This window comes from Pantoea sp. ACRSC, assembly GCF_022346785.1.
Classification (GTDB): domain Bacteria; phylum Pseudomonadota; class Gammaproteobacteria; order Enterobacterales; family Enterobacteriaceae; genus Pantoea; species Pantoea alvi.
The window spans coordinates 69,074-83,325 of sequence record NZ_JAKRNN010000013.1 but is presented as its reverse complement, the minus strand read 5'-3'; the positions used below and the strand labels follow the sequence as shown (position 1 = coordinate 83,325).

Below are 14,252 nucleotides of genomic sequence, written 5' to 3'. Positions count from 1 at the left end.
GCGGTGAGCGCCCTGCTCACCGCTGAGGCTTATTTCGCGCCTTCCACCGCTTCACGCGCCAGACGCGTAATGCGATCCCAGTCGCCCGACTCCAGCGCGTCGTTCGGCACCAGCCAGGAGCCGCCAATGCAGAGCACGCTTTTCAGCGCCAGATAGTCGCGATAGTTGGCGGGCGAAATGCCGCCGGTCGGGCAGAAGCGCACCTGCGGGAAGGGGCCGCCGATCGCCTGCAGCGCCTTGACGCCGCCGTTCGCTTCCGCGGGAAAGAACTTAAACTCGCGCAGGCCGTAATCCATGCCGGTCATCAGCTCGGAAACGGTGCTGATGCCGGGAATAAGCGGCACCGGTCCGTCCACCGCCGCCTTCAGCAGCGGCTCGGTAATGCCCGGGCTGATAACGAACTGCGCGCCCGCTTCGGTGACTTCCTGCAGCTGCTGGGTGTTGATCACCGTGCCTGCGCCGACAATGGCGTCCGGCACCTCTTTAATCATCAGGCGCAGCGCTTCCATCGCCACCGGCGTACGCAGCGTGACTTCCAGCACGCGAACGCCGCCAGCCACCAGCGCTTTCGCCATCGGCACCGCATGTTCCAGCTTGTTCACCACGATCACCGGCACTACAGGGCCAGTGGTCAGAATCTTTTCCGCACTTGTCTTCCAGTTCTTCATCAGTTCCCCTTGCTTATCCATACCGGCGTCAGCCGCGCGGCGCGCCATCAATGCGCCACTACCATACAGGATCGCCTTCCGCATCGTCTATCCGCCCGGCGCTATTTTTGAAACTGCGGTTCAGTTTCCTGCGGCAAGGCACAAAAAAGCCCGCACAGGGCGGGCTATTTTCAGGATTATTCGAACTCGTTCCAGGAACGGCCATCTCGCGTAATCATCGCGACGGAGGCCACCGGCCCCCAGGTCCCCGCCTGATAAGGCTTGGAGGAGTCGCCGTCGGCAGCCCAGGCGTCGATAATAGAGTCGACGTAGGTCCAGGCCGCTTCCACTTCATCGCGGCGCACGAACAGCGCCTGAATGCCGCGCATGCTCTCCAGCAGCAGACGCTCATAGGCGTCGGCCAGGTGCGACTGGTTGAAGGTTTCGGAGTAGCTCAGATCGAGCTTGGTGGTCTGCAGCTTATGCTTGTGATCCAGCCCCGGCACTTTGTTCAGGATCTCAATATCCACGCCCTCGTCCGGCTGCAGACGAATGGTGAGCTTGTTCTGCGGCAGTTCAGAGTAGGAGTCTTTGAACAGGTTCATCTCCGGGTTCTTGAAGTAAACCACCACTTCAGAGCATTTGGTCGGCAGACGCTTGCCGGTACGCAGGTAGAACGGCACGCCCGCCCAGCGCCAGTTGTCGATATCGACGCGAATGGCGACGAAGGTTTCCGTCGAGCTGGATTTATTGGCACCCTCTTCTTCCAGATAGCCCGGCACTTTTTTCCCCTGCACGAAGCCCGCGGTGTACTGGCCGCGCACCGTTTTTTCGCGCACGTTGGTCTGATCGATACGGCGCAGCGAGCGCAGCACTTTGACCTTCTCGTCGCGAATGGCGTCGGCGCTGAGGTCAGACGGCGGTGCCATGGCGATCATGGTCAGCACCTGCAGCAGGTGGTTCTGGATCATATCGCGCATCTGGCCCGCCTGGTCGAAATAGCCCCAGCGACCTTCAATGCCAACCTCTTCGGCCACGGTGATCTGCACGTGATCGATGGTGCGGTTGTCCCAGTTATTAACGAAAATAGAGTTAGCGAAGCGCAGCGCCAGCAGGTTGAGCACCGTCTCTTTGCCGAGGTAGTGGTCGATACGGAACACCTGGCTTTCGTCGAAGAACTCGCCGACCGCGTCGTTGATCTCTTTGGAGGTCTCCAGCGAGGTGCCGAGCGGCTTCTCCATTACCACACGCGCCGGTTTAGCGTTCAGCTTCGCCGCGCCCAGGCCTTTACAGATGGCACCGAAGGTGCTTGGCGGCATGGCGAAATAGTTGATGGTGGTGCGCTTTGCCTGATCGAGCATCTTGCCCAGTTTAGGGAAATGGGTAGTGTCGTTGACGTCGAGGTTGCAGAAGTCGAGGCGGCTGCTGAGTTTGTCCCACAGCGCTTCGTCGATCTTCTCCTTCATAAAGGTTTCCAGCGCTTCACGCACCACTTTGGTATAAGCTGCTTTGTCCCAGTCGGCGCGTCCCACGCCGATGATGCGGGTTTCCTCGTGGATCTGTCCCGCTTTTTCCAGCTGATACAGTGAAGGCAACAGTTTCCGGCGTGCAAGATCGCCTTTGGCACCGAAAATCACCAGATCGCATGCCTGGGCTGTTTGTGTTACCGCCATTTTCCTCTCCTCGTTGCAGGATGATCCCGTTGGCGTTTGCATCCTCATCCACCGGGTCCATGTTGTAATTTTCTTTCAGCACAATGTACTTATTTCAGGGAGTCAGGTAAACCGACTCTGTGCTGGTCCGCAGAGTTCACTCTGAACGGAATAAGGTGTGCCGATGTGATAGTGCGTGCGCTTTAACCCACTGTAGCCTTGCGGCCCATGGGCAACAAAATCGAATCCGGGTCAAATTATGACAAAAATTTCCCGCGCCAACTTATCCGTACTTGCGCGCAGTCAAGGCGAACAGGGTATATTCACGCTTTTATCCCCTCTCTGCCAGCCATTGCTGGCATCGATAAAAGCGATAACGGTCATCAGGTTATGAATACTCTGGAACAAATCGAGGCGCAGCTGGCCACCCTCAGTAAATCGGAACGCAAGGTCGCCGCGCGCATCCTCGCCGCCCCGCAGGAGGCGATCCACTCCAGCATCGCCCGGCTGGCGCGCGCCGCCGAGGTGAGCGAACCCACCGTTAACCGCTTTTGCCATCGGCTCGGCACGCGCGGCTTCCCGGACTTTAAACTGCAGCTGGCGCAGAGCCTGGCGAAAGGAGCAAGCTGGGTCAGCCGCGACGTTAATGACGATGACGACACCCGCGGCTACAGCCATAAGATTTTCGACTCGGCGCTGGCGGGGCTGCAGCAGGTGCGCGACCAGCTCGACCTTGCGGTGGTGCAGCAGGCGGTAACGGCGCTGTCGCAGGCGCAGAAAGTGGCGTTCTTTGGCCTCGGCGCCTCGGCGGTGGTGGCGCACGACGCCTTTATTAAGTTTCTGCGCTTTGATCTGCCGGTGGTCTGGTCAGAGGATATTGTGATCCAGCGCATGAGTTGTATAAATAGTCGCGCCGGGGACGTTTTTGTTTTGATTTCGCATACTGGCCGCACGAAAAATATGGTAGAACTGGCTCGCCTCGCTAGTGTAAACGGTTCCACCGTGATAGCCGTCACCTCTCCCGCTTCGCCGCTGGCAGAGGTCGCCACGCTGGCGCTCACGCTTGATGTCCCGGAAGATACCGATGTCTATCTGCCAATGGTTTCCCGCCTGACGCAACTCACCGTTATCGACGTGCTGGCAACCGGATTTATTCTCGCGCGCGGTGCCGCGTTTCGGGAAAACCTGAAGCGAGTAAAAGAGGCCTTAAAAGAGTCGCGTTTCGATAAGCCCTTCACCCAGGAAAACGCAGCGCAACAAAAAAATTAACATCACATTCACAATGTGAGTCGTATCACAGGCTCTGCTTCAGTTAGAATAACGATCACGCCCTGTCCACTTTAGGGGATACGCAAATTTGTCAACGGAGTCCTTCATGTCAAGACGTCTCAGAAGGACATTCCATAGGTGGTGTGACCTTAGGAGATCATAGGGTTAGACCATGTGTCAATCTCTTTGTGTCACTTCTTGTTGCTCTCTTTGTGTCGCAACTGTCGCTGAATAGCCTCACGCTTAGAGACCATAGGCATTACAAAAGGAGACTGAGGGTCCCCTTTCTGGTCAACTCAGCGGGGCCTATGGGGGATGTTTCGGGTATCATTATATTACATACCCTCTCAGATTTTTCTGGCAGATTCTTAAGGGTCTCCCTAAGTACCGACCCGTTTCAGTAAGTAGGCCAGCAAGAGATTCACCGCAGCTAACACAAGGTGATACTCATGGATGGTCTGTACGATAGCCAACATGATTTACCTCCTTGCCAGCACTTACTGGCCTTGTGTTATATCTGCGAGGCGCGTCATAGAGAGAACTGTCCGCGCCCTTTGAGTTCACCTGCTAAGTGTAGGGCCTCTATGTGGTCTAACCAATTGTGGGCATGTTGTATGCTCTCCACAATCTTTCGTCTTAATTTATCACCACACCAGATATAAGCCCTTAAGCGTCCATCAGGCATTAAATGAATACCTTTACGGTTACTCATTAGTTTCTTACGCAGTCTTCCAGACCAACTGGACGATGACGGGGAGTTTCACCTCTACGCCGTCTTTGTCTTCTGCTTTCGCATCAGCGACGATATCCAGCACACCGCGAGCCTCAATCACCCACGCAGAACGGGCAGCATCACGACTCATAGAGACCGGGAAGATATCGCCAGTGGATGCAGTACGGAATGACAGCATGGTGAAACGGCGAGGCACGAGGAACAGACCACGGTCAGCGCCACTGTAAGGCAGCACAGAGCAGCCAAATAGTGCTTCAGTGTCTTCTACGCCTGCACGTTGTGCGGCACGGTCCAGAATAGGCTCCAGAGAGGTCGGAATCAGTAGAGTATAATCACTCATGCCTGAGCCATAAGCAGTCTTCATGTTCACCGCCAGCAGGTCAATAATGTCCTCAGCGATATCCATCGGCTTACCTGTAGGTTTCTCTACAGTGACCTTCTCAGTCAGACCAGCAGTGTCCAGCAGTTCAGCGGAGTGAGACGCCATGTTAGACACGATATCCACCAGAGCTTGCTCAATGGCCTGTTGCAGTGAGAAGTAAGTGAAACCTGAAGTCTCCATGTGGATATCGTACAGACGCACTGAGTGATTGAACATCACGGCAGACTGTGCTTTATCGACAGTGATCATCTCACCAAACTTAACGGTAGTCTTTGGCTTATCTTTGGTCTCGTTATAGATAGAGGTCGGCTTAAACTTCACTGAGTTGTCAGCCAGAGAAGCCAGCATCAGAGGAGTTGGCTCAGTGCGATAAGGACGGGCCTCAGCACCTAAGCACTCATTGAGACGGTGGATAAACTCAGGGTCATTCAGAGAGTCATCCAGAGACCCAGCGAAAGCCTCAGCGTATGCCGATGCGTCAGTGAATGAAGTTACCAGCACTTCACCGCCACCATCTACAGCACCCTCAACAGGACCTACAGGGGCAACAGAAGCCATCTGCACCTGATTCCAGCCAGAGTCTTCATGTGCCGCTGTGGTTGCATGTGCGGTCTGTAACTGGATATTAGCCAGCGCCTGCTCTTTACGTTTCTTCTGTTCAGAGTTCAGAAAGAGGCCGTTAGCGTCTGCCATTGATGCACCTTTACCGTTACCCTGACCGATTGATTGACCTTTAATGTTGCTCATGTTGTGTTCTCCTTGCCAGCTTACTGGCCTTATACGAATTGATTAACTGAGACCCACTCTTGCGGGTCCCTTTGTGTGTGTGTTCTTGTGTTGTCCAGCGTGATTAGAACAGTGCGTCACCCTTACGGAATGCAGCAATGTTACGGGCTTGACGGGCTTTGCGTTCAGCAACAGCCTTTTCGATTTCTTCAGGACTCGCAAAGATAGAATCGATGCGCTCTTGATGGGCCTTAGCTTCTGCCTGACGCTGTGCGATAGCCTGACGGTTCGCCTGTAAGTGCTCAGCAAAGATACGGCTGTACTCGCCATAACCCTGTGTAGACATTCCAGCGATATGCATTGGCTCTAAGACAGACACAATGGCCCCGTGGTTAGTGCCAGCAGCGTTCAGCATGGTCACTACTTGAATCTCACGGAAATACTCCTCAGTCATTGAGTGACCATACAGAGTTACTTCCTTTGCCTCAGCGTCATAGCTCAGGGCGTTATGTTTGGTAATCAGATATTTAATAGGCATGATGGGCCTCCTTAAGTTTTGAATTAGGGTAGGCTCTTATCGGTCGCGCAGGGTTAGCCCTACGGTCTCTCCGCATCAGTCAAGCCAGAATGAGTTAAAGTGTTCTTAGTGAATCAGCGGTCGCTTAAGACCAGAGAGGACACATGCCTGTGCTAACTGAGCGCGGCTGTAGCGGCTCCTGTTGCTTTCATCAAGTGGCGGTAGGCCCAGCATACTGACCATCTCAGCGGTAGGCACAGAGAGCCACCCAAGAGCCTTACGGCCTACAGGTGTCTTTGTGTCTAACTGGTGAGGTAACGAAATAATACCCCCGCGATTCGCCGCATCCTTTAGTTCAGACATGAGGCGCCTCCAATGAATCCGAGGGTTAACACTGCCTGTAGAATCTCTAAGAGTTGAGGGACAGTAATCATGATTAAAAATCCCCCAATGCTTTCATGCCGTTGAACAGCATGGCCTCTACAAGAGACGCAGGGACACCGTGTCGCTTACTCAGCACATCACACAGGTTAAGCACTTCGTGGCGCTTAGGGTTCCCATAGAGAATGTGGCGGTCGATATCGGACAGTAGGTCCTTACCCTTACGGGCAAACTCTTCAGTGATACGTGAGCGTAACTCAGAGTCGATTGAGTGATTATCAGAGACACCAGAGATAAACGCTCCAGACTTACGGATAGATGGTAAGACTTCCTTTGTGACCCACTTACGGAAACGCTGTGCGGATTCCAGCTTAGAGCCAAACACAAGGTTATACACATCGGACTCGTTGATGACCTTAAGGCGGCTATCTAAACTACCCCTCATTTCGGGGGATAGATTGGCTGCTTCCTCACAGTGTTTTGCTACTGCCTGGTCCGGTCGTTTATACCCAAGAGCCTTAGCAACATCTTTAGCGATAAACCACGGGTCATTATCAATAATAACTGAGCGTACCTCGTTAGATTCAAATACGTTGGTGATAATTGAATTACTCATAGTGTGATTTCCTTTTAAATATGCACCCTAAGCCGCACCCCACTGACCTACACAAAGACCCCACACAAGGGAGACCAGCAGGACAAAGGGTGCACATTTAGAATGACTTTGTGATTGATGATAAGTGTCTTGCGGTGACACGGTTGAATACTCATAGCGTCTATTTCACCCGGTTTGAATAAAGGGTGTCTACTGGACGGGTATTAATAAAGAGGCCCGCTTGTCACCCTGATAGTGTTACAGAGGCGGGTCTTATTTAATTGGCTTCGCTGAGAATGTGGGTTGATATTACTCGTAGATTCACAATAGATTACGGGTCCACACATTATTCATCTAACGCCACTTACTGCACATCGTAGGGCTACCTTCCAAAGTTTCCCCTTCTCTTTGTAGTCACCACTATAAGACCACCTACAGCCCTCCTGTTAATGCGCTTGTGTCTGGCTTACTGAATCCACGAGGGACACAGGGCGAGGCTTACAGAGGCGCTTACAGGAGGACTGAGGGACCACACAATGATGACTATCAAGAGGTCGCGTGACAGTGAGCTAATCAGTTAGCTATGACAGAGGCGACATTGATACAAGAAACCAATCTGAAAGGAGAGCGACACATCATAACAACGTATCATAAAGGGTCACCCACTTAGCGACCGACAAAAGTTAACTACGTGGGTTCCCTTGAGTTACGTTCTCAAGTTTTAAGCGATGGGAATAAATACGCTGAAATTTATCTGTCTCCCAATAGTGAGTCGCATGGATTTGACAGGGTGGAATCACTGGACATGTGACCATGCTTTACCCTTTCGGATAGCTGAGACCAGTTGTCGAGTTACTCCTAATTCACGGGCTAACTCTGAGCCGCTCTTATGGCCCACACTGTCGAGAATATATCGGACAGCACCCTCTGATAGCTTTGAGTGGGCATTGCGCTCACCCTGTCGCATAGAGTGCTCAACTGTTTTAAACTTTCTGACAGCCATTAATATGACCTCCTGTAAACTAACGGCAATACTTAGCGACCCCTCGATAAAGAACAACAGGGCATCTCAAAGTGTTACTTAATGAGGATGGGTAATAATGATAACGACCATCCAATCTTAAAGAGATAAACATTAAGTGAAACTAAAAGATAACTTAGAGATATACTTGATGTTTACTCTTAGAGAAGATTGATAATTATAATTACAATCAATCTAAACTATTAGAGTCTTTAAGAATAACCTTTGGTCTTAACCCTAAGAATAACTCAGAGTTTTAACCAAAGGATTATCTTTAAGTTAGGCTGAGGTCTGAGCGTTAAACCCCTTCACAGTTTAAGCCAGTGATTGGCATACCGTCGATACTCACCGTGCTCTATAGACAGAGGCAACATATAGTCGCTTGTCGTAGCAAGTGTGGACACCCCTGAGTCCAACGTATCGAGGTATTCAGATTTCATTTAGTGACCTTCTGATTCGGTCATGTGGTGAGAACAGAAAGTTTTCTGTCTGTCCTTCCAATAGTGAGTCGCATGGAAACTTGTTGACACTCAGCGATTCGTCAGGGTCTTCTCTAAGGCTTCCCTCATGAGTCCCACACTCTTAGCCTTCCCATAGAGACCAAAAGTAATAGACTGATTGGCATGGCCTAACACGTCCTGAGCGACACTCTCATAGACACCTGCTTGTTTCAATAGGGTAGCCAGTGTGTGCCTCAGTGAGTGCAACACAAGATCACCTGTGCGGTCTGGTAGTGCGTTAGGCAGTACCTTCTCATTGAACCACTTACTTGCTACATCACGACTCATTGAGAACACAGGGACACCAGCAGGGACCTCAGCGACAAACTCCCGGAACTCTTTGAGGCTGAAACCCTGAGCACCATCAATGAGCGGGACGATGCGGGCAGACGCTTTAGTTTTGAGGGTCTTCTCTCCGGTGTCGTTAATGTCGATGCACAGACCAGCACCCTCAACCTCTACGATATCCTCTCTGGTTAACTGAGTGAGTTCCCCACATCGAGCACCAGTGATAACCGCAAGCTGTCCGAATAGCTTCTTATTGAGTTCTCTCTCGTTGGTAATGGTAACCACCACCTTAGACAGTTCATCCTCTGAGAATGCTCTCCGTGAAGACTCAACGCCTTTAACCTTGAGACCCTTTGTGTAGTCGTGGCTGATATGTCCATTCAGTCTGGCCCAATTGATGCAAGCACAGAGCTTAGCCAGTAGCTTATTAACCGTAGACAATGCGAGACCCTCAGCAATCATAGCGTCACGGATAGTCACTACCTGTGCTCTCGTGTGGGTCTTCCAGTCAACACCCTGAGTGAACCGAGTGAGCGTCTTATGGGCGCTGTTAATGTCTGCCTGTGAGGCTGGCTTTAGGTTAATGCTGTGCTCACCTCTATAGATTGATGATAATTCATCCCAATACAGACGCTCCTCTGTGGATTCTGTAGGACTATCACCCTGCTCATCTTTCAGAATCGCTGTAGCGTTGTCTGTTGTACTATCTAACTGAGACAATATAGAGAGCAGCGGCTTAGTGTCACCACTATGGACCCTCGCCTGTGCCGCTGTGATAACCTCCAGCGCTTTCACTATGTGCTCTTGCTGGTGGACTGACAGAGAACCCTGAGCCAGAGTCTTAAGGTCTGCCTTAGCGTCTCCCAAATGGTCAACCTCCAGACCAGACCAATAGTCACCCACCTTGTCAGTGAGTAACGTTAAGGCCATAGACTTAAGGTGTCCATTGAGTTCCTCAGTGGTCGCCTCATTGTTATCCAACAGGAACGCCTTAGCGGTCGCTGCAAGTTCTTTCATTCGCGTCATAGCTTCCTGCCTATTCGTAGTGCGGAGACCAATAGATATTAAAGGAACCACTGAGCCGACTCTACGTAGCCGCATCGTATAGCGTCCAGAGGACTTACGGCGCACTAACTGAGGGACAGCAAGGGAACTCAGGGAGATAGCCTTAGAGAGGCTTACAGCGGTCTCTGTGTGGACTGTAGGTGTGGTGGTCATAATCATTATTAGCAACCACCCTCTATACCAGTAAGCGGGTCTTTGAGTGTCAGACATTGAGTTGTCATTGTGTCCACCTTATGATGATGATTACCTTGTGTCATCTTTGGGGCGCTGTTTGTGTCACTTACTGTCTTCTCAGTTAGTGAGTCGTATGGATTGACTCAGAGAGGACAAACAGATAGGGACACAGAGAGACCCACATATAGTGGCTTAAGGACCACCAAAACACTACATATAGTGGTGAGACCCTTAGCACACTGCTATCACCACTTAAGGACAACCTCAATGACTCGACGTCTCAGAAGAACCAAAATCGTTACAACCCTCGGCCCGGCAACAGACCGCGATAATAATCTGGAAAAAATCATCGCCGCAGGCGCAAACGTTGTGCGACTCAACTTCTCTCACGGCACACCGGAAGATCATCAGCTGCGCGCGAACAAAGTGCGCGAAATCGCGGCGAAACTGGGTCGTCACGTGGCGATTCTGGGCGACCTGCAGGGACCAAAAATTCGCGTCTCCACATTTAAAGAGGGCAAAGTGTTCCTCAACGTGGGCGACCGCTTCCTGCTCGACGCCAGCCTGAGCAAAGGCGAAGGCGATAAAGAGAAAGTCGGCATCGACTATAAAGGCCTGCCGGAAGATGTGGTGCCGGGCGATATCCTGCTGCTTGACGATGGGCGCGTGCAGCTGAAGGTGCTGGAAGTCCAGGGCATGAAGGTGTTCACCGAAGTCACCGTCGGTGGCCCGCTCTCCAACAATAAAGGCATTAACAAGCTCGGCGGCGGCCTGTCGGCAGAAGCGCTCACCGAGAAAGACAAAGCGGATATTATTACCGCCGCGAAAATCGGCGTCGACTATCTGGCGGTCTCATTCCCGCGCAGCGGCGAAGATATGAACTACGCCCGTCGCCTGGCGCGTGAAGCGGGCTGCGAAGCGCAGCTGGTGGCGAAAGTGGAGCGCGCCGAAGCGGTCGCGACGCAGGAAGCGATGGACGATATCATTCTCGCCTCCGACGTCGTGATGGTAGCGCGCGGCGACCTGGGCGTTGAAATCGGCGATCCTGAGCTGGTTGGCATTCAGAAGGCGCTGATCCGCCGCGCTCGCCAGCTGAACCGTACTATCATTACCGCGACGCAGATGATGGAGTCGATGATCACTAACCCGATGCCGACGCGCGCCGAGGTGATGGACGTCGCCAACGCCGTGCTCGACGGCACCGACGCCGTAATGCTCTCGGCGGAAACCGCCGCCGGTCAATATCCGGCCGAGACCGTTTCCGCAATGGCGAAGGTCTGCCTGGGCGCGGAAAAGATCCCAAGCGTCAACGTCTCCAAACACCGTCTGGAGGTCACCTTCGACAATATCGAAGAGGCGATCGCCATGTCGGCAATGTATGCAGCGAACCATCTGCAGGGCGTAACCGCGATTATTACCATGACCGAGTCCGGCCGTACGCCGCTGATGACCTCGCGTATCACTTCCGGCCTGCCGATTTTCGCCATGTCGCGTCATGAGCGCACGCTGAACCTGACGGCGCTCTACCGCGGCGTAACGCCGGTCATGTTCAACAGCGACAACGACGGCGTGGTGGCGGCGCACGATGCGATCAATCTGCTGCGCGACAAGGGCTTCCTCGTCTCCGGCGATCTGGTTATCGTGACCCAGGGCGACGTAATGGGCGCGACCGGCACCACCAATACCAGCCGGGTGCTGCGCGTCGACTAACGCCGCACTCGCTGTAACCCACGCTGTAAATAACGCGACTGCCTGGCGGTCGCGTTTTATTTTTCTTAAAAGGAGTCTGGATGCCCCGCTATCAACCGGTCAGCAAACTGACAGCAGGTCTGCTGCTGTTTCCGCTGGCGCTGGTGCTGTTTGAATTTGCCACCTATATCGCCCACGACATGATCCAGCCCGGCATGCTGCTGGTGACGCAGGAGTTCAGCGTCGGGCCAGAGTGGGTCTCGACCTCGCTCACCGCCTATTTGCTGGGCGGCGTGGTGCTGCAGTGGCTGCTGGGCCCGCTCTCCGATAAATTCGGCCGCCGTCCGGTCATGCTGGGCGGCATTCTCTTTTTTATTCTGGCCTGCGTGCTGACCACCTGGGTCGGCTCGATCAGAGAGTTTGTTGCGCTGCGCTTTATTCAGGGCATCAGCCTCTGCTTTATCGGCGCGGTCAGCTATGCGGCGATTCAGGAAGCCTTTGACGAGGCGCTGGCGGTGCGGGTGATGGCGCTGATGGCAAACGTCGCGCTGCTGGCGCCGCTGGCTGGACCGCTGGCGGGCGCCGCCTGGCTGACGGTGGCGAGCTGGCGCAGCATGTTCTGGCTGTTCGCCCTGCTCAGCGCCCTCGCCTTTATTATTTTGTGGCGGGTGATGCCTGAAACCGCCGGCGACCGCAGCCACTCCATTGCGCTGCCGCAGCTGGCGCGCACCTACCGCAGGCTGGCGCGCGACCGAATGGTGATGCTGGGATCGTTCGCGATCGGGCTGGTGTTTATCCCCATCCTGACCTGGGTGGCGCTCTCGCCGGTGATCCTGATGCATGAAGAGCAGCTGTCGCGGATGCACTATGCGCTGCTGCAGCTGCCGGTGTTTCTGGCGATGATCGCCGGGAATATTACGCTGGGCAAGCTGGCGGGACGCGTGCCCATTGAGCAGCCGGTGGTGTTCGCCGCCTGGCCGATCCTGACGGGCCTGGGCATCGCGCTGCTGGCGAACCTGCTGGACAGCCACAGCTATCTCTTCCTGACCGCCGGGCTGAGTCTTTACGCCTTTGGCGCGGGCATGGTTAACGCCGGGCTCTATCGCCTGACGCTTTACGCCAGCGACGCGGGCAAAGGCAGCGTGGCGGCGATGCTGGGGATGATCAGTATTCTGACGCTGGCGACTGGCATCGAACTGGCGAAAAGCGGCTACTTCAGCGGCGGCACGCCCTGGTTTAGCCTGATCAACTTTATCAGCGGCGTGCTCTGGTTTGTGCTGGTGACGCTGTTCCTGCGCGAACGCAAGCGCCGCGCGCGGGTAACGGCGCTGTCATAAACGCTGGGGCAGCACGCCCAGCCGTTTGCGAACCGGAAATAAGCGAACGGCTTGTCCAGGGCGCCAGGCGTCCCGCGACAGGGACTAAACGCCGGGAGCGTTTTGAACCACGCCGCACGCTGGACCCTTTCCGGGCGCACCTCAGGGTAAGGTGCCCGTTTGCGCGGGCCGGGCGCGCATGAATGCACTGGGCGTTGCCATCGAGCCAGACCCTTCCCGCGTCAGCACACTATCAGTAAAAAGGGCCGCAATTGCGGCCCTTTTGCTATTTACGCGGATAAAGCTCTTTGCGCTTATAGGGCTCGATATCGCCCTCTTTGCGCGTCTTCAGCAGCTTCAGAATCCAGGTATACTGCTCGGGATGGGGCCGCACAAAGACCTCCACCTCTTCATTCATGCGGCGCGCCAGCGTGCGGTCGTCAGCGTCCAGCAGATCGTCCATCGGCGGACGCACAAAGATTTCCAGCCGGTGCGTCTCGCTGTTGTAGACCGGGAAGAGCGGCACCACGCGCGCGCGGCATACCTTCATCAGGCGGCCAAGCGCCGGCAGCGTCGCTTTGTAGGTCGCGAAGAAATCGACAAATTCGCTGTGTTCGGCGCCGTGATCCTGATCGGGCAGATAGTAGCCCCAGTAGCCCTGACGCACTGAGCTGATAAACGGCTTAATGCCGTCGTTGCGGGCGTGCATACGGCCGCCGAAGCGGCGACGCACGCTGTTCCAGACGTAGTCGAGCAGCGGATCGCTCTGGTTATGAAACATCGCCGCCATCATCTGCCCTTCTGAGGCGAGCAGCATCGCGGGGATATCCACCGCCCAGCCGTGTGGCACAAGAAAAATAACGTTCTGCTTCTCCGCCTGCAGCCGATCGATAATATCGCGGCCGTGCCAGTCTACGCGCTGGCGCACGCGCGCCGGATCGCGCATGCCGAGTTCCGCCATCATCGCCATTGCCTGCGGCGCGGTGGCGAACATCTCATCGACGATCTCACCGCGCTGCGCTTCGCTCAGCTCCGGCAGGCAGTAGTAAAGATTGATAAGGGCGCGGCGGCGAGCGCCTTTTGCCAGTTTCCCCGCCATTCTTCCCAGCCGGCCAAGCAGCGGATCGCGCACCTGCGCCGGCAGCAGCGCCATACCCGCCAGCGCGCCTATCGCCAGCCAGCTGCCCCAGTATTTCGGTTTCAGGAAAGAACGTTCAAAAACGGGAATAAATTCAATATTCTTTTTTTTCGGGGTTTCCATGCACTCGCCTCAATCAATGACGCGCTAATGATAGTG

10 protein-coding genes are annotated in these 14,252 nt (G+C 54.4%); 3 read left to right on the top strand and 7 right to left on the bottom strand.

Translation table 11 applies throughout. From position 1 onward, the window contains the following. Positions 1-29: 29 nt before the first annotated feature. Both MHZ97_RS14030 and zwf read right to left on the bottom strand, forming a co-directional pair. Positions 30-668 (bottom strand): bifunctional 4-hydroxy-2-oxoglutarate aldolase/2-dehydro-3-deoxy-phosphogluconate aldolase, encoded by a 639-nt coding sequence (locus MHZ97_RS14030; protein WP_103796192.1) that lies wholly within the window; start codon positions 666-668, stop codon positions 30-32. A 176-nt stretch (positions 669-844) separates the two neighbouring features. Next, complete coding sequence (zwf, locus tag MHZ97_RS14025) at positions 845-2,320, bottom strand: glucose-6-phosphate dehydrogenase (RefSeq protein WP_033746536.1); 1,476 nt, start codon at positions 2,318-2,320, stop codon at positions 845-847. Between the two features lie 369 nt (positions 2,321-2,689). On the opposite strand from zwf, the gene hexR reads away from it, so the two are divergent. Next, a complete protein-coding gene (gene hexR / locus MHZ97_RS14020; RefSeq protein ID WP_239314938.1) occupies positions 2,690-3,568 on the top strand; it encodes a transcriptional regulator HexR in 879 nt (292 codons plus the stop codon). Between the two features lie 719 nt (positions 3,569-4,287). On the opposite strand, the gene MHZ97_RS14015 is transcribed toward hexR, so the two are convergent. The 4 genes from MHZ97_RS14015 to MHZ97_RS14000 form a co-directional block, all read right to left on the bottom strand. Next, positions 4,288-5,430 carry a hypothetical protein gene (locus MHZ97_RS14015; RefSeq protein WP_239314937.1) on the bottom strand — a complete coding sequence of 381 codons (1,143 nt, stop codon included), beginning with the start codon at positions 5,428-5,430 and terminating at the stop codon, positions 4,288-4,290. A gap of 103 nt (positions 5,431-5,533) precedes the next feature. Next, complete coding sequence (locus MHZ97_RS14010) at positions 5,534-5,947, bottom strand: DUF6971 family protein (RefSeq protein WP_239314936.1); 414 nt, start codon at positions 5,945-5,947, stop codon at positions 5,534-5,536. Positions 5,948-6,362: 415 nt separating this feature from the next. After that, complete coding sequence (locus tag MHZ97_RS14005; protein ID WP_239314935.1) at positions 6,363-6,923, bottom strand: BRO family protein; 561 nt, start codon at positions 6,921-6,923, stop codon at positions 6,363-6,365. A 1,530-nt stretch (positions 6,924-8,453) separates the two neighbouring features. Continuing rightward, a complete protein-coding gene (locus MHZ97_RS14000; RefSeq protein WP_239314934.1) occupies positions 8,454-9,728 on the bottom strand; it encodes a tyrosine-type recombinase/integrase in 1,275 nt (424 codons plus the stop codon). Positions 9,729-10,217: 489 nt separating this feature from the next. On the opposite strand from MHZ97_RS14000, the gene pyk reads away from it, so the two are divergent. Beyond that, positions 10,218-11,660 (top strand): pyruvate kinase, encoded by a 1,443-nt coding sequence (pyk, locus tag MHZ97_RS13995; RefSeq protein WP_239314933.1) that lies wholly within the window; start codon positions 10,218-10,220, stop codon positions 11,658-11,660. Between the two features lie 80 nt (positions 11,661-11,740). Further along, positions 11,741-12,976 (top strand): MFS transporter, encoded by a 1,236-nt coding sequence (locus tag MHZ97_RS13990; protein ID WP_103796069.1) that lies wholly within the window; start codon positions 11,741-11,743, stop codon positions 12,974-12,976. Between the two features lie 265 nt (positions 12,977-13,241). Here MHZ97_RS13990 and lpxM read toward each other — a convergent pair whose 3' ends face one another. Then, positions 13,242-14,216, bottom strand: a complete 975-nt coding sequence (lpxM, locus tag MHZ97_RS13985; RefSeq protein WP_103796070.1) for a lauroyl-Kdo(2)-lipid IV(A) myristoyltransferase — start codon at positions 14,214-14,216, stop codon at positions 13,242-13,244. Between the last annotated feature and the right edge of the window lie 36 nt (positions 14,217-14,252).

Coding starts and splice junctions, on each gene's coding strand:
- MHZ97_RS14010 (WP_239314936.1), bottom strand. CDS start 5,947: ATGCCTATTAAATATCTGATTACCAAACATAACGCCCTGAGCTATGAC.
- MHZ97_RS14005 (WP_239314935.1), bottom strand. CDS start 6,923: ATGAGTAATTCAATTATCACCAACGTATTTGAATCTAACGAGGTACGC.
- MHZ97_RS14030 (WP_103796192.1), bottom strand. CDS start 668: ATGAAGAACTGGAAGACAAGTGCGGAAAAGATTCTGACCACTGGCCCT.
- hexR (WP_239314938.1), top strand. CDS start 2,690: ATGAATACTCTGGAACAAATCGAGGCGCAGCTGGCCACCCTCAGTAAA.
- pyk (WP_239314933.1), top strand. CDS start 10,218: ATGACTCGACGTCTCAGAAGAACCAAAATCGTTACAACCCTCGGCCCG.
- zwf (WP_033746536.1), bottom strand. CDS start 2,320: ATGGCGGTAACACAAACAGCCCAGGCATGCGATCTGGTGATTTTCGGT.
- MHZ97_RS14000 (WP_239314934.1), bottom strand. CDS start 9,728: ATGAAAGAACTTGCAGCGACCGCTAAGGCGTTCCTGTTGGATAACAAT.
- lpxM (WP_103796070.1), bottom strand. CDS start 14,216: ATGGAAACCCCGAAAAAAAAGAATATTGAATTTATTCCCGTTTTTGAA.
- MHZ97_RS13990 (WP_103796069.1), top strand. CDS start 11,741: ATGCCCCGCTATCAACCGGTCAGCAAACTGACAGCAGGTCTGCTGCTG.
- MHZ97_RS14015 (WP_239314937.1), bottom strand. CDS start 5,430: ATGAGCAACATTAAAGGTCAATCAATCGGTCAGGGTAACGGTAAAGGT.